This window comes from Streptomyces sp. NPDC005925, assembly GCF_040638805.1.
Taxonomy (GTDB): domain Bacteria; phylum Actinomycetota; class Actinomycetes; order Streptomycetales; family Streptomycetaceae; genus Streptomyces.
Window position 1 is genome coordinate 89898 of the sequence record NZ_JBEXVL010000006.1, and the last position, 18079, is coordinate 107976.

An 18079-nucleotide genomic window follows, 5' to 3' on the forward strand; every position below is an offset into this window, starting at 1 on the left:
GAGCCAGAACCACCGGACCCCGGTGCCCAGCACCACGAACCACCCGGCCGACCGCTCGGCCACCCCACCCCAGCCCTCCACCAGAGGTGACATCAGCATGCTTTCCGCACGGTACGAAGCCGTCGCCGCGACCCGCCCGCGCATCCGGCGGGACGTCCTGTTCACCGAGACACCCGACGGTGTCCTCTTCCACAACGCCGACGGCGGCTTCCGTCTGTCGGCGAAATCGGCGTACCGCTTCGCCACCCTGCTCGTGCCGCACCTCAACGGGGACCACACCGTCGCCGAGATCTGCGCGGCCTTCGGGGACCGGCAGCGCGCCATGGTCGGCGAACTCGTCGGCACGCTCTACGAACGCGGCTTCGCCCGCGACGTACCCGCCCCGGACGAGGACGCGTCCGCCGCGCCCGGGCCGTCCCCGGAGGTGGCCCGGCGCCACGAGGCCCAGATCGCCTACGTCGACCACTACGCGGACGACGCGGCCCGGCGCTTCCAGCGCTTCCGGGACACCCGCGTGGCCGTCGTCGGCGACGACGGCGTCGCCCAGTGGTGCGTCCTCAGCCTCGTCCGCAACGGCGGGCGCGCCATCGGGGTGCTGCCCGGACTCCACCGGGACGACATCCGCAAGGAGGCCGCCGCGGCCGCCGCCGACGGCTGCCCCGTCGACGTGCACGAGGTGGTCGCCACCACGAACGGGCCGCTCACCTGGGACGACCTCCAGGGCTACGACGTGGTCGTGGTCACCGGCGGGCCCGAGGCGCCCCGCACCCTCCTCCCCCTGCTGCGCCAGGGCGTGCCGGCGGGCTGCACCCTCATACCGGCCTGGTCCTACGGCCGGCACGCCGTCGTCGGCCCGGCCACCTCCGCGCAGACCAGCGGCTGCTGGGCCTGCGCCGTGCTGCGGCTGGGCGCCGGTGACGGGGCGGCACACGCCGCCGACCTGTGGAGTTCCCTCGCCCTGGACCTGCCGTTCACCACCGCCGACCCGGAGGCACACCCCGGCGGGCCGCTGTCGGCGATGCTCGGCAACCTCCTCGGCTACGAGGTGTTCCGCCTGACGACGGGCGCGCTGCCCGCCGAGACCCTGGGCCAGGTGATCATCCAGGACACCGAGTCCCTGGACGTCACCACCGAACCCCTGCTCGCCCACCCCCGCTGCCCGTGGTGTGCCGACCACACCACGGACGACCTCTCCCCGATCGACCTCGGTTCCGCGGACACCGACGCGCTCGCCCTGCCCACCGTGGACACCGCGCGCGACGCCGACGCCCTCGTCGAGGAGCTCAACCACCGGTCGGTCCTGCTGCGCCCGTACACCGGGGTGTTCCGCCGCTACGACGACGAGGACATCACCCAGACCCCGCTCAAGCTCAGCGTCGTGGAACTGGCCCTCGGCCACGGACGCACCCGCAGGGTGGCCGCCGCCGACGTCCACCACGTGGCGGGCGCCCGGCTGCGCGCGCTGCACCGCGCCGCCGAGACCTACGCCGAACACGTCGTCCCGCCCACCCGCGCCGCCGGCCCCGGGTCCGCCGTCCGCATCCCGCCGAACGAGCTGGCCACCAGCAGCGGAATCGACGGCGCCGAGGCGGACGTACGCCACTGGCTGCCGGCGACGTCCCTGCTCACCAAGGAACCCTTCCTGGTCCCGGCGGAGGCGGTACGGCCCTTCGGCGCCGACAACCGCGACCGGCTGTTCGAGGCGACCGGCGCCGGGATGCGGGCGGGCGCGAGCGACGCCGACGCGGCGGCCCGGGGCGTACTGTCCGCACTCGCCCACGACGCGCTGCGGGACGCGGTCTGGGCCGGCCGCGCGACAGTCCTGACCCTGCCCGAGGACCCCGGCCCCGAACTCACCTTCCTGCTGCGTTCCGCCGCCAACCTCGGCGTCGAGGCCGAACTGCTCGACCTCGGCGCACGAGGTGAGAGCGGCGTCGCGGTGGTGCTGGCCAGGGCCGGCGCCCGCTGGACCCTGGCCGCCGAACTGTCGTACCCGGCGGCGGCGTCCGCGGCCCTGCGCGACCTGCTGGCGGGCGTCCAGCTGGAGCAGCAGGGACTGGCGGCCGACACCTCCTTCGGGGACCCGGAGCTGCGCGGCCTCGACCCGCGCACCCTCACCGTCACCGGCACCACGGCCGCCGACCCGGCGGCCACCGCCTCCTGGCCGGACGTGCTGCGCCGGCTCGGCGAACACGGCCGGGACGCCCTGGCCGTCCGCACGGGCTCGGCGGACCTGCGGCGCGCCGGAATCCACGTGGTCCGCGTCCTGCTGACCTCGGAGGCCCGGCATGCCGGCTAGCCCGACCGCCGCCCCTCCCGCCGCGCAGCCCGGGCCCGCGCGGCTCACGGCGGAACCGCTGCGGGCGGCGCTGGACCGGCTCGGCCGCGGCGACCTCGACGTCTCGGTGCGGGCGCTCGGCTTCGGCGACGCGTTCAGCGAGACCGACGCCCCGCATGCCCCGGACGGCGCGATTCCCGTGCACGTGTACACGCGGCACGCGATCGTCGGCCCCCTCGCCGGCACGGGTACGGGCCCCGGTGCTCCCTGCCCGCACTGCCTGCGCCGCCGCTGGCAGGCGGTCCGGTCGGTGGCGCTGCGAGACGCCCTCGAACTGGGAGGTCCCACGCACGAGTCGGGTACCTGGCCCTACGCCGTGCCGTTCGCCGTGGACGCGCTCGCCACCCTGGTGATCCGCGCCCACGCCCGGCCCCCCGGCGCGCCCTTCCCGGACGTCCACCTGCTGGACCTCGAGTCCCTGACGGTGCGCAGCTACGCCCTCGTGCCCGACCCGCAGTGCCCGGTGTGCGCCCGGCCGGAGGCGGACACGCCCGAGGGCGCCACCGTCACCCTGGCCGCCGCGCCCAAGCACGCGCCGGGAACGTTCCGGCTGCGTGGCATCGACGCGTACGACATCGACGTGGCCGCCTTCGCGAACCCGGTGTGCGGGGCGCTCGGCCCGTCGCTCGTGCAGGACGTGTCGTCCACGTCCACGTCGGCGACCATCGGCTGCTTCTCGATGCGCTCCGGGGAGTATCTGCGCGAGACGTTCTGGGGCGGGCACGCGGGTTCCTTCGGCACCAGCGGACGCATCGGGGTCCTGGAAGGGCTCGAGCGGTACGCGGGCATGCGGGCGCGCGCGAAGCGGACCGTGGTGACCGGCAGCCTGGAGGAGTTCCGCGCGGACGCGGTCGACCCGCGGGAGGTGGGTCTCTACGCGGACGCCTTCTACCGGGACAACCCGCACGTCACGCGGTTCGCCCCCGACCGGGCGATCCCGTGGGTGTGGGGCTGGTCGCTGCGCGACGCCGCGCCGCGGCTGGTGCCCGAGGTGCTGACGTACTACCACGCACCCGGTCTGGAGAACCGGTTCGTGCAGGAGTCCTCCAACGGCTGCGCCTCCGGGGGCTGCGTGGAGGAGGCCGTCTACTTCGGCCTGATGGAGGTCGTCGAACGGGACGCGTTCCTGCTCGCCTGGTACGGGCGGCAGCCGCTGCCCGAGATCGACCCGCGCACCAGCGCGCGTCCCGCCACGCGGCACATGGTGGACCGGCTCGCCATGTACGGGTACCGGGCACGGTTCTTCGACACCCGGATCAGCTTCCGCGTCCCCGTCGTCACGGCGGTCGCCGAACGCATGGACGGCGGCCCGGGCCGGATGTGCTTCGGCGCGGGCGCCGGCCTCGACCCGGAGTCCGCGCTCGACGCCGCCCTGTGCGAGATCGCCACCGACGCCGTCAACCTCCAGGGCAGGACCGAACGGGACGAGCCGCGGCTGCGGGCCATGGCCGAGGACTTCTCCAGGGTCACCGCCCTGCACGACCACCCCCTCGTCTACGGCGTCCCCGAGATGGGCGTCCACGCCGACTTCCTGCTGCGCGCCGGGGCGGCGACGCCGCCGCTCGCGGTCGCCGACCTCGCCTGGCCCGACGCCTCGGGCGCGACCGCCTCCCCGGACCTGCGGGAGGACCTGGAACGGTGTGTCGCCGAGGTCACCGCCGCCGGCTTCGACGTGGTGGTGGTCGACCAGACCCTGCCGGAACAGCGGCGGCTGGGACTGCACACCTTCAGCGTCCTCGTCCCCGGTCTCCTGCCGATCGACTTCGGCTGGTCGCGTCAGCGCGCCCTCGGCATGCCGCGCCTGCGCACGGCACTGCGCGAGGCGGGGCTGCGCACGCACGACCTGACGCCGGCCGACCTCAACCCGGCCCCGCACCCCTTCCCCTGACGACCGGCCCCACCGAGCCCGCACGCACACCAAGGAGATGCCCATGGGCTACGCCCATGAATACGCGACGGCCATCCTGCACCGGGGCCGGATCCCCATGGAGCCGGCCGACTTCGTGCCCGACTGGGCGGACCGCCCGCGCAAGGCCAAGTACTACCCCGGCGCGGAGTCCGTCCCGCTGCCCGACGGCGGCTACCCCGGTTCGGCGACGATCACGGCGGGCTGCCTGCCGGACGCCGGCCCCGGCTCCCACCTCCGCACGGGGTCCGGCGAGGCCCCCGGCACGGCCTTCACGCTGCCCCTGCTGTCCGGCATGCTGCTCGACTCCTACGGGCTGACCGGCCGGCGCCTGGGCGTCCAGGCCAACACCGACCTGGCGGCCCTGCCGCACTACACACAGGCCAACTGGTCCCGCGGCACCGCGTCCGGCGGCGGCCTCTACCCGGTGAGCGTCTACTGGGTCTCCGGCCCCTCGGGACCCCTCACGCCTGGCGTGCACCACTACTCGCCGCCCCGGCACTCCATGGTGCGGCTCCTCGCCGGAGACGTGACGGGGGAGATGCGGGCGGCTCTCGGAGCGCACGGCGAGACGACGGACCAGTACCTGGTGCTGGGCGTGAAGTACTGGCAGAACGCGTTCAAGTACAACAGCTTCTCCTTCCACGCCGTGAGCATGGACGTCGGAGCGCTGCTGCAGACATGGCAGATGTGGGCGCGCGCCCGCGGGCTCCGGCTGGCCCCGGCACTCTGGTTCGACGAGGCGCGACTGGCCCGGCTGCTGGGCCTGGGAGAGGACGAGGAGGGACTGTTCGCCGTCGTCCCGCTGCACTGGGACGGGCAGCGCCCCGCGTCCCCCGTGCCCGCTGCCTCCGCCCCGGTGTCCTCCGCCCCGGTGTCCTCCGCCCCGGTGTCCTCCGCCCCGGTGGGCGAGCCGACCGGCGCCGCCGTACCCCACCGCGACCAGGAACGCTCCCGGACCGTCCTCGAGTTCGGGACACTGCTGCGCATCCACCGCGCCACCGCCGAGCACGCCACCGCACGCCCGGCGCCCGGCGCCCTCCACGACACCGGGCCCGCCGCACCTGCCACGTCCGCCGAGCCGGTCCCCCTGCCGCGAGCCGAGTTCCCCGAAGTGAGCGTGCGCGAGGCGCTGCGCACGCGGCGCAGCAGCTTCGGCCGGTTCGACGCGTCCGTCCCGACGACCCCGGCCCAGCTGGCCACCACGCTCGCCGCCTGCGCGGCCACCCGGCTGGACAGCGACGCCGAGCCCCCCGGCACCCCGCGCCAGACCCGGCTGTACGCCTTCGTCAACCACGTCGACGGCATCGAACCGGGCGCCTACGCCTACGAACCCGACACGCACACCCTGCACCTGGTGGCGCCGGGCGCGCCGGGCGGTTTCCTGCAGGAGAACTACTTCCTGTCCAACTACAACCTCGAACAGACCGGCGCCGTCATCGTCCCCACGCTGCGCACCGCCGCGATCCTCGACGCCGTCGGCGACCGCGGATACCGCCTGGTCAACGCCACCGTCGGCGCCATCGCCCAGACCTTCTACACCGCCTCGGCCGCCCTGGGCCTCGGGGCCGGTGTGGCACTCGGATTCGACAACATCTCCTACATCGAGAAGCTCCGGCTGGAAGACACCGGGGAAGCGCCGCTGCTGATCATGCTGCTCGGCAACGAGCGTCCCCACCCCGCCGACTTCCGCTCCGCGATCGCCTGACAGGGGCCGCCGTGACCGCCATGACATCCACCACCGACTGGCAGCCCGGACGCCGCTTCCTCCTGCGGGTCGCCGGACTGCCCATCGACACCGTCCGTGACCTGCGCTGCCCCGACACCGCCCGCTGGGCCGACGACGTCATCTCGGCCGAACGCGACCTCCTGGCACGGGGCGCCGAACTGAGCGACGTACTCCACACCCTCGTCCCGGCCGCCGACCGGGCCTTCCCCGACGACGGCGGCGGACCGCGCCGCCGGCTGCTCGCCCTGCGCCGCGACGTGTTCAACAACCGGCTGCCCGCACGTCCGGACACCGCCCTCGACCTGGTCACCGCACTGGACCCGGCCGTGGCGCGGCGCACGCACCAGTGGGTGGAGGACCGCCGCGCACTCGACGAACTCCTCGCCCGTGGAACCGCGCTGATGAGCCGTGAGCTGGCGGACACGCGTGCCGTGCTGCGCGGGCTGCTCGACGAGGACCGGCTGCGGCACGGCCTGCTGCTCGCCTCGCCGACGCTCGAGGGCCGCCTGGAGCCGTACACGCGGCTCGAGGCGGGCCGGACGCCGGACAAGCGGCTGCGCAAGGTGGAGCGTTCGGTGCTGTCGTACCTGTACCGGACGGTCTGCAAGACGAGCCCCTTCAGCACCTTCACGGGCGTCGCCCTCGGCACGTTCGACGCCGGTGACAGCCCGCTGGTGACGGTCCGCGAGGAGTGGCGGGGACGGGTGCGCCTCAACGTGGTCGTGCTGGCGCGTTTCGCGGAGCAGATCCTCGCCTCGCCCGCGCTGCGCGCCGACCTGCCCGTGCGGCTCGCCTCCGGCTGGGGCCGGGACGAGCACCGGGTGCGGTACGTGCGCCGCTGGGTGACCGCGGGCGACGACGACGCGGCCGTCACCTTCGACGCGGTCAAGGACCGGCTGTTCTTCCTGCGCCGCAGCGGCACCCTCGACCGGATCGTCGCCCTGCTCAGCGAACGCGACCTGCGGTACGGGGAGGTGGTCGACTGGCTGCGCGCCGAGTACGGCACGGACGCCGACGCCGGCCTGTGCGAGACGTACGTCGCCGCGCTGCTGCAACTCGGCATGATCCGCGTGCCCAGCCTGGACACCGACGTGCACGCCGCCGACCCGCTCGCCTCCTTCCGCCACGCCCTGCGTTCCCTGGACCGCGCGTGGGCCGGGGAGGTGGCCGCCGAGCTGGGCGAGGCCGCCGCGCTGATCGAGGAGTACCCGTCCGCGGACACCGCGGGCCGGGCGAAACTGCTGCGCGGGCTGCGCGCCTGCCTCGGCGCGGCGCAGCGGCTGCTGGGCGCGGAGAACGTGTCGCTGCCGCAGACGCTGCTGTACGAGGACGCCGACGCGGGCGACGACGTGTCGTGCGGCCTGGGCGCCTGGACCGGCACGGACGGCGGCGCGCTCCGCTCGGTGGAGCGCGTCCTGCCCGCCTTCGACCTGACGCTGCCCCAGCGGGTGACGTTCAAGGGCTTCTTCCTGGCCCGCTACGGACGCGGCGGCCGCTGCGACGACCTGCTGGGTCTGGTGCACGACTTCCACGAGGACTTCTTCGACCAGTACCTGTCCTTCGCCTCCCGCCGCACCCCGTTCGACGCGCGGGGCGAGTACGTCCCGGAGGAGAACTGGCTGGGTCTGGCCGAGCTGCGGGCCCTGGACCAGGGACGACGGACGTTCATCGACCGCATGCGCGCCCAGTGGGAGGCGTACGACGGCGAGGGCGATCTCGTCCTGGACGACGACCACCTCGACGAGGTAGCGGACGCCCTGGACGGGCTCGGGACGCCGTTCACCCCGCAGAGCCACCATCTGCAGCTGACCCGCGAGGGCGGCGAACCGCTGATGGTCCTCAACCGCTCGTACGGCGGACTGTCCTTCCCCTTCAGCCGTTTCACCCACGTGTGGGACGACGCGACCGCGGGCCCGGGGCTGTCCGACCGGCTGCGGGAGGACGCCGCGCGGCTCACTCCGCCCGGCGCCGTCCTCGCCGAACTGACCGGCGGCCCCGTCACCAGCAACCTCAACCTGCACGGGCGGCTCACTGACTACCAGATCGTGTGCCCGGGGGAGGCCAGCAGCGTCCCCGAGGAGAGCCGTATCCACCTGGACGACCTGCACCTGCGGCACGACGAGGCGGAGGACCGGCTCGTGCTGTGGTCCGGACGCCTGGACCGCGAGGTCGTCCCGGTCTACCTCGGCTACCTGGTGCCCCTCGCCCTGCCCGAAACCCCGCGGACGCTGCTCCTGCTCTCCCCGACGTCCATGGCCCCCCTCGACGTGTGGGCCGGTGTCCCGCACGGCCCGTCGCACGACGGCGTCACCCGTCGCCCACGCGTCCGGCACGGCAACCTCGTCCTGGCCCGGCGCGGCTGGTCCACGACCGCGGCCCGTCTGCCGGCGCCCGCGGCGCACTCCCGGGAGACCGACGTCTTCCTGGCCTGGCGGCGCTGGCGCCACGCGCACGGCCTGCCCGCCCGGGTCTTCGCCACCGTCTCCAGCGGTCCCCGGGGCGGCGCGGGCGCCAAACCGCAGTACGTCGACTTCGACAGCCCCCTCTCGCTCGCGGCCTTCACCTCACTGGTGAAGTCCCCGGACGACCGGATCGAGCTGCGTGAGATGCTCCCCGCCGAGAACGGTCTGCACGTCCACTCCGAGCGGGGCAGCCACGTCGCCGAACTGTCCGTCGAGACCTTCACCACCCGACGCCCCGAGGAGAACGCACCGTGTCCCAGCTGACCCCGCCCCCCGGTGCGTGGCAGGCCATGCACATCTTCTACGCCGCCAACCCGCAGCCCCTGCTGGTGAACTGCGTCGGCCCGCTGGTCGCGGGGCTGCGCGACGACGGGCTGCTCGCCGGGCACTTCTTCATCAACTACTGGCTGGAGGGCCCGCATGTGCGGCTGCGTCTGAAGCCGTCGTCCCAGGAGGCGACGGACGAGGTGCGCCGCCGGGCCGAAGAGGCCGTCGACACGTTCCTGCGCACCCGGCCCGCCCTCTACGAGGTCGACTCCGGCTTCCTCAACGAGTTCTACAACACCCTGTTCCAGATCGAGTTCCCCGAGGGCGACCGCGGGGACTTCATGGGCGAGGACGGCCGCATGCGGCTGCGCCCCAACAACTCGCGCTCCTACGAGCCGTACGAGCCCGAGTACGGCAAGTACGGGGGAGAGGCCGGGATCGCGCTGGCCGAGTGGCACTTCGCGCACTCCAGCGATCTCGTCATCGACGCGCTGTCCACGATGAACCTGCACCTGCGGACCGTACTCCTGGGCACCTCGGCGCAGCTGATGATGGTCATGGCGGGCTGCTTCCTGCCCGACGACGACGAACTCGCCGGCTACCTCGAGAGCTACTACGAGTTCTGGCACCGTGCCTTCCCGGACACCGGCTTCATCGGGTCGAAGGAGTACGACCGCAACTACCTGGAGACGGCGCCGCCGCTGGGACGCCGTTTCGCCGAGATCCGCGCGGCCCTGGCCGGCGACCGGCTCGACCGGCTGCCGGTGTTCCTGCGCGGCTGGGCGGCCCACTGCCTCGAACTGCGGGAGAGGGCCGTAGCCCTGGCCGAGGCCGGCGACCTGGTCTTCCGCTCCTGGGACGGCACCCGCGACGAGCAGGTCACCGATCCCGCCGTCGCCCTGCCGCTGCTGCTCTCGCCGTACATGCACATGACCAACAACCGGCTGCATGTGACGATCCGCGACGAGGCCTACCTGTCCCACATCCTCGGACGGGTCCTGCGCGGCGACCCCGTGTCCGGGGCGGAGGCCGTGTGATGCACCCCGACGTCTCCACGCACCGCCCCCGCCTGCGGCCGGACATCCTGCTCAGCCGGGCCCTGCTGCGCGGCCCGGCCACCGTCCACCTGATCAAGGACCCGGTCGGCGGCGCGTCGTTCGAAGTCGGGCCGAAGGAACACTTCCTCATCTCCCGGCTGGACGGCACCCGGAGCCTGGAGGAGATCGGCGACGAGTACGCCGCCGCCTTCGGCCGCAGACTCGGCCCCGCCAACTGGCGACAACTGCTGGGCCTGCTCGGCACCAAGGGGCTGCTCGTCGGTGCGCCCGTCCCCCGGACACCCGCCACGCCGCACACCCCCGCCCTGAACGGCAACCTCTACCGGGGCACCCTCCGCCTGGTCGCAGACGCCGAAGCCACCACCGGACGCCTGCACCGCATCCTGCGCCCCCTGCTGCGCCGGACGGTCATCCTGCCGCTGCTGGCACTGTGCCTGGCCGCGGAGAGCGTCCTGGCCGCCGGCCTCGGCACCCTGCTCGACGACACCGGATGGCTGCTGCGTCAACCGGTCGCCCTGGTGGCCGTGTTCACGCTGCTGTGGCTGAGCACCGCGGGACACGAACTGGCGCACGGCATCGCCGCCCGGCACTACGGCGGCACGGTCAGCGAGATCGGCCTGCGCTGGCGCCTGCCCGCCATGATCATGTACTGCCGGGTCGACAACTACCGCTTCCTGCGGCGCCGCGGACACCAGCTCGTCATCGGCGCGGCCGGAGCCTTCGCCAACCTGCTGTTCCTGCTGCCGTTCACCCTCTGGTGGGGGCTGCTGGAGACCGGCGACCCCACCCGCAGGACACTGTCGGGCCTGCTCCTGCTGGGCAGCGTCCAGGCCCTCGTCAACCTCCTGCCCCTGCCGCCGCTCGACGGCTACACCATGCTCGGCCACGCCCTCGGCGTGTCCGCGTACGCGCCCGCGAGCGGCACGTATCTGAGGCTGCGGATGAGCGACCGGGAGGCCGCCGCCCGCTACCCGCGCCGGGCGCGGATCCTCTACACGGCATACGGGATCGGCTCGTCCGTCCTGGTCTGTCTGCTCGTGGCCGCCGCGGTCACGGCCGCGATCGTTCTGCTCACCTCCTGACGGGCGCCTGCTCACCCCCCGACGGACCTGTCCGGGCCCCCACGGGGCCCGTTCCGACCCCGAGGGGCCTGTTCTGAAAGGCTGTTCATGACCAAGACGGAAACCGTGCCGGCGGATCCCGGCGACCCCGAGACGGACGCGGCCCTCCACGTCGAGGCGGTGAGCAAGCGCTACGGCGACCACCAGGCCCTGGACGCGGTGTCCCTGCGCGTCTCCCGCGGCGAGTTCTTCGGCCTGCTCGGACCCAACGGCGCCGGGAAGACCACCCTGGTGGAGATCATGGAAGGGCTGCGGCAGGCGGACTCCGGTGCCGTCACCGTCCTGGGCCACGCCCCCTGGCCGCGTGACGTGGCGCTGCTGCCCCGGATCGGCGTCCAGACCCAGTCCTCGGCGTTCTTCGTACGCCAGACCGCGCACGAGCACCTGACGACCGTCGCCGCGCTCTACGGCGCGGGCCGGGCGGCGGCCGAGCGGACCCTGTCCGCCGTGTCCCTCACGGAGCAGCGGGACACCCGGGTGGAGAACCTGTCGGGCGGCCAGCGCCAGCGCCTGGCCATCGCCTCGGCGCTGGTCCACGACCCCGAGCTGATCTTCCTCGACGAACCCACGGCCGCCCTCGACCCGCAGGCACGCCGCGACCTGTGGGACGTCCTGCGCGGCCTGAAGGCGGCGGGGCGCACCATCGTCTACACCACCCACCACCTGGACGAGGCGGAAGCCCTCTGCGACCGCGTCGCCATCCTGGTACGGGGCCGCGTCGCGGCGCTGGACTCGCCGCGCGCCCTCGTCGACGCGGCCGGCGCGCCCCTCTCCGTCCTCCTGCCGCCCGAGCGCATGACCGTCGCCGAGGCGGAGTCCGTCCCGGGCGTGGACCGCGCCGAACTGCGCGGCGGCAGCCTCGTCCTGGAAACCCGCGTCTCCGGACAGGTGCTGTCCGCGCTCGACGCCCGGGGCGGCCTGGACGGCGTTCAGACCCGCGCGGCCTCCCTGGAGGACGTCTACCTGCGGCTCACCGCCGAGGCCGACGACCGCACCCCCCACGACACCCAGAACACGGAGCACCGCCCATGAGCGCCTACGGGGCACTGACGGCCGCCGGCTACCGGGCCCAGGTCCGGGACGCGGCCACCCTCTTCTTCACCTTCGCCTTCCCCCTGGTCTTCCTGGTCGTCTTCGGGCTGATCTTCAGCGGTCAGGACGTGGAGGAGACCGGCCGCCCCTACATCTCCTACATCGCACCCGGAGTGATGTCCTGGGGCGTGGGCAACGCCGCCGTCTTCGGCATCGCGTTCACCCTGATGCAGTGGCGCCGGGACGACCTGCTGCGCCTGATCCGCATGACACCCACCAGCCTGCCCACCGTCCTCGCCTCCCGCTACGTGCTGGCGCTCGCCGTCGGCGTCGTCCAGGCCGTGGTGTTCGTCGCGGTGGCGCTGCTGCCGCCGTTCGGCCTGGAACCGGCGTCCCGCTGGCCGCTCGCCCTGCCCGTGCTGCTGCTCGGCATCACCGCGTTCCTGTCCATCGGCGTCATCATCGGCAGTTACGCCGACACCCCCGAGGCGGTCGCCGCCATCGCGAACTTCCTGATGGTGCCGATGGCGTTCCTGTCCGGCTCGTTCCTGCCGCTGGACATGATGCCGGGCTGGCTGCAGACCGTGTCCCTGGCGCTGCCGCTGCGCTACTTCAACGACGCCGTCTCCGCGGCCCTGTCCGGCAGTGGCGACCTCGGCGACATCGCCGGAGGCTGCGGCGCCCTGGTCGCCTTCACCGTCGTCTTCGCGCTGATCGGCCTGAAGACCTTCCGCTGGAGCAACCGCGCATGACGACGACCGTGGTGGGAGAGAGCGTGCCGCTGGAGGCGGCCCGGCAGCGGCTGCGGTCCGCGCTGGCCGAACGGTCCGGGCCCGGCCGGGCGCCGGAGGTCGTCCCCCTCGGGGCGCGCCGCGTGAAGGACGACCCGGACGCCGCGACCCGTCCGACCGCCCTGGTGCACCTGACGTCCCGGGCCGTACTGGTGGGCCCGTGGGGCGGCGACGAGGACGCGCGCGCGTGCGGGACCTGCCTGGCCATGCGCTGGCAGCGGCTGCGGTCGCGCACCGAGCGGGACGCCCTGGAGACGGGCACGCCCTGGAGCTTCGCACCGCGGTGGCCCGCACTGCCGGAGTTCGTGATCGACGCCGTGCACGCGCTGTGCGAGGCCGTGCGCGAGGGGCCGGTGCCGCCGGGCGACACCGTGGCGGACCGGTCGCTGCCGCAGGTGTCGTGCCTGGACATGGCGACCCTGACGGTGCGGACGTACCCGCTGTACGCCGACCCGCTGTGCCCGCACTGCGGACCGGCCGGCACGGACACCGCGACGCCCCTCGCCCTGGCGAGCAGGCCCAAACCGGCCCCGGACACCTACCGGCTGCGACCGGCCTCCTCCTACCCGCTGGCACCGGCCGCGCTGGCGAACCCGGTCACCGGCCTGCTCGGCGCCGGGACCTGGCTCAACGTCACCTCGCCCACTACCGCACCCGTCGCGGGCAGTGTCTTCATGCGCGGCTACGCCGGACTGACCGACGTGACCTGGAGCGGCCAGGCCAACGGCTTCACCGCCAGCCGCGACCTGGCCTTCCTCGAGGGCCTGGAGCGCTACGCCGGGACGCACCGCAGACGGGGCACGTCCCTGCTCACGGCGTCGTACCGCAGCCTCGGCGAGGACGCCCTCGACCCGGCCGACTGCGGCTTCTACGCGCCCGAGACCTACCGCGACGACCCGCTCGTCGACCCCTTCGACCCCGACCGGCCCATCCCCTGGGTGTGGGGGTACTCCCTGCGCGACGAACGCCCCGTGCTGGTCCCGGCCCGGCTCGTGCACTACAGCGCCGGGCTGGCCGCCGACAACTTCGTCTTCGAATGCTCCAACGGCTGCGCCATCGGCGGATGCCTGGAGGAGGCGGTCCTCGGCGCGCTGCTGGAACTCGTCGAACGGGACGCCTTCCTGCTCGCCTGGTACGGAGGCACCCGCCTGCCCGAGATCGACCTCGGCACGATCGGCGACCCCACCGTCCGCGCCATGATCGACCGGGCCTCCCTCCAGGGCTACGACGTGCACGCCTTCGACAACCGCGTCGACCTGGCCGTGCCCGTGGTGACGGGTCTCGCGGTCCGCCGTGACGGGGGCCCCGGCCTGTACTCCTTCGGCGCCGGCGCCTCACTGGACCCGTCGGCGGCCCTGGAGGGCGCCCTGTCGGAGGTCCTCACGTACATCCCGCACCTGCCCGGCCAGGTCGAGGAGCGGCAGGGGGAACTGGAGGCGATGGCGGCCGACTTCGGCAAGGTCCTGCACCTCAAGGACCACGCCCAGCTGTACGGCCTGCCCGCCATGGCCGAGCACGTGACCCCGTACCACCGGCCCACGTCGGTCCGCCCGATGGCGCAGACGTACGCGTCCTGGGAATCGTCGGGACGTCCGCGCACCGGCGATCTCGCGGACGACGTGGCGCTGTGCCGCGACGAACTGGTCAGGGCCGGTCTCGACGTGATCGTCGTCGATCAGACGACGCCCGAGCAGGAGCGCATGGGCCTGCGCACGGTCTGCGTCCTGGCCCCCGGCCTGCTGCCGATCGACTTCGGCTGGTCCCGTCAGCGCGCCCTGCGCATGCCCCGGCTGCGCACCGCGGCCCACCGGGGCGGCCTGCGCGACACGGACCTGGCGGAGCACGAGATCCGACGGGTCCCGCACCCGTTCCCCTAGGACACGGGCCCGGGAACGCGGGACGGCCGGATGCCGCGGCTCACCCCGGAGGGGGTGAAGCGGCATCCGGCCGTTCGGCGTCCGGCAGTACCGGAGACCGAGGGTGCTGCCGGGCCCGGTGGATCAGGCGCTGCAGGAGGTGGTGCTGGTGGTGGAGGAGCACGTCGAGGTCGAGGAGCAGCTCGTGGAACCGGCGAGCACGACCTCGCTGGCGTCCGAGTAGTCCGAGATCTCGAAGGTCTCCGACTCCAGCTCCAGGATCTCGTCGGCGAGGGCGGCGAGGGAGTTCTTGTCAGCCATGATCACTCCTGACGTCGGCACACCCCGGGCGGGTCCCGGCGTGTTCGGTCCCCTTCATTGGACCGGTGGCCACTGACGCATCGACTGCCGCGCGCTGACAGGTCACTGGCGTTTCGCGGCAGAACACCACCGCCGCCGCGGCACCCGGATGCCAGCGCTGTGCCAGCGGCCTGCCAGCGGAGCGACGGCACGGCGGCGGATCATGACCGGGTGAGTACCAAGGCGACGGCCCTCTCCGGCAGGCACGCGCCCGTCCTGCGGCACCTGGACGCCCTGCTGCGCCCGCTGACCGAGTTCGCCATCGACCTCCACATGCACCCGGAGGCGTCCGGCGGGGAAGTCCGCACGGCGGCCGGGCTCGGCACCTCCCTCGCCGCCGAGGACTACGCGGTGACGTCCGGCATCGGTGGACACGGCGTCGTCGGCGTCCTCACCAACGGCGACGGACCGCGCGTGTACCTGCGGGCCGAACTGGACGCCCTGCCGGTCGAGGAACGGACCGGCCTGCCCTACGCCGCCGAGGGCGCCCTCATGCACGCCTGCGGCCACGACCTGCACACCGCCGCGCTCCTCGGCGCCGCCTCCCTGCTCGCGAGGGCGCGCGAGCACTGGCGGGGCACCGTGGTCGTCGTCGGGCAGCCGGCCGAGGAGACGCTCACCGGCGCACGGGCCATGCTGGAGGACGGCCTCTACGACCGCTTCGGCCGCCCCGACACCGTCCTCGCCCAGCACTCGGCGCCCCTGCTGGCCGGCATGGTGGCGCACGGCTACGGCCAACCCGTGCTGGCGGGCGGCGCCGACCTGGCCATCACCCTGCACGGCCGGGGCGGACACGCCGGTACACCGCACCTGACGGTGGACCCCGTGCTCGCGGCGGCCGCGGTCGTGATGCGGCTCCAGGGGATCGTCGCCCGCGAGTGCGCGCCCGCCGAGCAGACCGCACTGACGGTCGGTTTCCTCCGGGCGGGCACCCGCAGCAACGTCGTACCGGACACCGCCTCCCTCGGCGTCACCGTGCGCGCCCTGTCCCCGGCGTCCCTGGACCGCGCCGTGGCGGCCGTCGAACGGGTCGTACGCGCCGAGGCCGCCGCCTCCGGCTGCCCCCGCGACCCCGACATCACCGTGACCGCCCGCTCCCCGGCCGTCCTCCCGGACCCGGAGCTCACCACCGCGCTGTCGGCCGCGCACCGCGAACACCTCGGCCCGCAACGCGTCATGGCCTGGGCGCCGTCCATGGCGACCGAGGACTTCGCCCTCTACGGCGACGCCGGCCGGGACATCCACGGCGGTACGGGCATCGCCCTGGGCTACTGGATGTTCGGGACGACCGGCCCGCGCCAGTGGGCCGCCACCCCGGGCGCCAACGCCGCGGAACGCCTGGCCGCGCTGCCCCCCAACCACTCGCCCGAGTTCGCCCCGCACCTCCCGATCGCCCTCCCCACGGCGACGACGGCCCTGACGACAGCGGCCCTGACCTGCCTGAACCGGGAGCCGAAGGCGGGGACCGACGGCCGCTGAAGGACGCGGCCGAGGCGCGGCCCGGCGGATTCTCGGGGTTGTCGAAGCCCACTGCGGCACGTGCCGGACACAGGGACATGTCCGTGTCCCCGTGACCTGTGTTCTCATGCCGGAGTGGATACCGAGGACCCCGGGGCTGCCGTGAAGGGGCCGGACCGCCGCATACGGTGCAGGACGGACGGTGACGTCGAGAACTGCGTGCGCGTGCTCGCGGAAGTCCACCGGCGCGACGGCTACCCGGTGAACTGGCCCGACCGGCCCGCCGCGTGGCTGTCGCAGGACTCCGGGCTCAAAGCCTGGGTGGCCGAACTCGACGGCCGGGTCGTCGGCCACGTCAGCCTGTCCCGCGCCGGTGAAGGGGACCTCGCCCCCGGCCTGTGGAGCGGGCGGAACGGGACGCGCGAGACCCTGACCGCCGTGGTCAGCCGGCTGTTCGTCGCCCCGTGGGCCAGGGGGCACGGGATCGGTGCGCTGCTCATCGGCCGGGCCGTGGCGGAAGCACGAGGCCGCGGCCTGCACCCGGTGCTGGACGTCGTCGCCTCCGACACCGCCGCGGCAGCCCTGTACGAACGGCTGGGCTGGGAACGGCTCGCCACCCTCGAACAACGGTGGAGCCCGTCCCGGCTCGTGACCGTTCACTGCTACGCGGCGGCCCCGTGACGGTGACGCCGGGCCGCCCGGCGGGGAGCGCGCCAGACCCACGCCCCAGGGTTCGCCGACGCCCAGGTCGTACGGCATCGGCCCTGCCCCCGGGCGGCCCCGCCCCCTCCGTCATCGCCAGGCGGTGGCCTCGCTCCCGTGGATGCAGTACTTCTCGTACGTGCTGTCGCCCCCGGTTTTCGGGATCGCGCAGGCCGTGACCTGGAAGTCGCCCTCCTTCACGCCCACCATGCCGGTGAACTGGTCGTGGCCGTAATTGATCTCGGCCGTGCGTTCGGCGCGGCCGGTGACGTGGACCGTGACCAGGTCCCCCGGGCTCCCCCGCTCGATCTTCGCCCACACGGCCCGGCAGTTCTCGCTGTAGCGGAGCTGCAGGACGGCCGGGTTGCCGCCACCGGGCTTGAAGGTGCGTGCGTCCTCGTTGCACCCCTGGTTCTGGGGGTTCTTCCCGTCGCAGGCCTCACCCGGACAGGTCGGCTCGTCGAAGAACGCGTGTGTCAGCTGGTCCCCGAGGGGAGTCACCAGGGCCGTCACCACGGCGCTGATGACAGCCAGCGCAACGGCCAGCACCGCCGCGCCGTTGCGCCTGTCGCCCCGATCCGCGTCCGCGTCCGCGTCCCGATCCGCGTCCGCGTCCACGGTCGCGAGCCCCTCCGTGCTCCGGTCCGCGTTCGCGTGTCCCTCCGTGCTCCGGTCCGCATCCGCATCCGCACCCGCGTTCCCGCCCGTGCCCGTGCCCGTGCCCGTGCCCGTGCCCGTGTCCGTGGACGGTGGCGTCGCGGGTTCGGGGGTGGGTGCCGAGTCGTCGTCGGTACTGCTCGTCGTCACGGTGACCGCCTTGTGCATTGTCCGGAAGAGTCAGGATTGACCTCTCGCCCCGTGGGGACAAGTCGCACGACGGTAGTACGGAAGGCGCGAACAGCCCATCTCGCGCGCCCTCATGCCGGACAGTCGACGATTCCGGCTCGCCCGTGCCGCCGAGCGCCCGCTGTGCGCCGGAAAGTTCCGGCCAGGGGTGTG

General features: G+C 73.8%; 13 protein-coding genes. 11 read left to right on the plus strand and 2 right to left on the minus strand.

The annotated features are described in order from the left end of the window. Positions 1-97: 97 nt before the first annotated feature. The 9 genes from ABZ354_RS10615 (at position 98) to ABZ354_RS10655 (ending at position 14581) form a co-directional block, all read left to right on the plus strand. Entirely contained in the window at positions 98-2299 is a 2202-nt protein-coding gene (locus ABZ354_RS10615; protein ID WP_358655117.1) for a TOMM precursor leader peptide-binding protein, read from the plus strand. Continuing rightward, positions 2289-4226: a TOMM precursor leader peptide-binding protein gene (locus ABZ354_RS10620; RefSeq protein ID WP_358655119.1), complete on the plus strand. Its 1938-nt coding sequence runs from the start codon at positions 2289-2291 to the stop codon at positions 4224-4226. Before ABZ354_RS10615 ends, ABZ354_RS10620 begins: the two co-directional genes overlap by 11 nt. A 43-nt stretch (positions 4227-4269) precedes the next feature. Continuing rightward, entirely contained in the window at positions 4270-5952 is a 1683-nt protein-coding gene (locus tag ABZ354_RS10625; protein WP_358655121.1) for a SagB family peptide dehydrogenase, read from the plus strand. A 20-nt stretch (positions 5953-5972) separates the two neighbouring features. Next, positions 5973-8699, plus strand: a complete 2727-nt coding sequence (locus tag ABZ354_RS10630) for a lantibiotic dehydratase (RefSeq protein WP_358655391.1) — start codon at positions 5973-5975, stop codon at positions 8697-8699. A 26-nt stretch (positions 8700-8725) separates the two neighbouring features. Then, entirely contained in the window at positions 8726-9739 is a 1014-nt protein-coding gene (locus tag ABZ354_RS10635; protein ID WP_358655393.1) for a lantibiotic dehydratase C-terminal domain-containing protein, read from the plus strand. Beyond that, positions 9739-10842, plus strand: coding sequence for a peptidase M50 (locus tag ABZ354_RS10640; protein WP_358655123.1), 1104 nt, complete (start codon positions 9739-9741; stop codon positions 10840-10842). Before ABZ354_RS10635 ends, ABZ354_RS10640 begins: the two co-directional genes overlap by 1 nt. Positions 10843-10929: 87 nt before the next feature. Then, positions 10930-11913, plus strand: coding sequence for an ABC transporter ATP-binding protein (locus ABZ354_RS10645; RefSeq protein ID WP_358655125.1), 984 nt, complete (start codon positions 10930-10932; stop codon positions 11911-11913). Further along, a complete protein-coding gene (locus tag ABZ354_RS10650) occupies positions 11910-12665 on the plus strand; it encodes an ABC transporter permease (RefSeq protein WP_358655127.1) in 756 nt (251 codons plus the stop codon). The genes ABZ354_RS10645 and ABZ354_RS10650 overlap by 4 nt, the downstream gene beginning before the upstream one ends. Further along, complete coding sequence (locus tag ABZ354_RS10655) at positions 12662-14581, plus strand: TOMM precursor leader peptide-binding protein (RefSeq protein WP_358655129.1); 1920 nt, start codon at positions 12662-12664, stop codon at positions 14579-14581. The genes ABZ354_RS10650 and ABZ354_RS10655 overlap by 4 nt, the downstream gene beginning before the upstream one ends. A gap of 123 nt (positions 14582-14704) precedes the next feature. Here ABZ354_RS10655 and ABZ354_RS10660 read toward each other — a convergent pair whose 3' ends face one another. Further along, on the minus strand, positions 14705-14881 hold the full coding sequence (locus tag ABZ354_RS10660; protein WP_358655131.1) for a thiazolylpeptide-type bacteriocin: 177 nt from the start codon (positions 14879-14881) through the stop codon (positions 14705-14707). Positions 14882-15136: 255 nt separating this feature from the next. Between ABZ354_RS10660 and ABZ354_RS10665 the strand changes: the two genes are divergently transcribed. Next, on the plus strand, positions 15137-16399 hold the full coding sequence (locus tag ABZ354_RS10665; RefSeq protein ID WP_358655395.1) for an amidohydrolase: 1263 nt from the start codon (positions 15137-15139) through the stop codon (positions 16397-16399). Positions 16400-16513: 114 nt separating this feature from the next. Further along, positions 16514-17059: a GNAT family N-acetyltransferase gene (locus ABZ354_RS10670; RefSeq protein ID WP_358655133.1), complete on the plus strand. Its 546-nt coding sequence runs from the start codon at positions 16514-16516 to the stop codon at positions 17057-17059. Positions 17060-17170: 111 nt separating this feature from the next. Here the strand turns inward: ABZ354_RS10670 and ABZ354_RS10675 are convergent, their stop codons facing one another. Beyond that, entirely contained in the window at positions 17171-17887 is a 717-nt protein-coding gene (locus ABZ354_RS10675) for a DUF2690 domain-containing protein (protein WP_358655135.1), read from the minus strand. Positions 17888-18079 lie beyond the last annotated feature (192 nt).

Bases quoted from the DNA above. Each gene is read 5' to 3' on its own strand.
- ABZ354_RS10615 (WP_358655117.1), top strand. From the start codon at position 98: ATGCTTTCCGCACGGTACGAAGCCGTCGCCGCGACCCGCCCGCGCATC.
- ABZ354_RS10620 (WP_358655119.1), top strand. From the start codon at position 2,289: ATGCCGGCTAGCCCGACCGCCGCCCCTCCCGCCGCGCAGCCCGGGCCC.
- ABZ354_RS10625 (WP_358655121.1), top strand. From the start codon at position 4,270: ATGGGCTACGCCCATGAATACGCGACGGCCATCCTGCACCGGGGCCGG.
- ABZ354_RS10630 (WP_358655391.1), top strand. From the start codon at position 5,973: ATGACATCCACCACCGACTGGCAGCCCGGACGCCGCTTCCTCCTGCGG.
- ABZ354_RS10635 (WP_358655393.1), top strand. From the start codon at position 8,726: ATGCACATCTTCTACGCCGCCAACCCGCAGCCCCTGCTGGTGAACTGC.
- ABZ354_RS10640 (WP_358655123.1), top strand. From the start codon at position 9,739: ATGCACCCCGACGTCTCCACGCACCGCCCCCGCCTGCGGCCGGACATC.
- ABZ354_RS10645 (WP_358655125.1), top strand. From the start codon at position 10,930: ATGACCAAGACGGAAACCGTGCCGGCGGATCCCGGCGACCCCGAGACG.
- ABZ354_RS10650 (WP_358655127.1), top strand. From the start codon at position 11,910: ATGAGCGCCTACGGGGCACTGACGGCCGCCGGCTACCGGGCCCAGGTC.
- ABZ354_RS10655 (WP_358655129.1), top strand. From the start codon at position 12,662: ATGACGACGACCGTGGTGGGAGAGAGCGTGCCGCTGGAGGCGGCCCGG.
- ABZ354_RS10660 (WP_358655131.1), bottom strand. From the start codon at position 14,881: ATGGCTGACAAGAACTCCCTCGCCGCCCTCGCCGACGAGATCCTGGAG.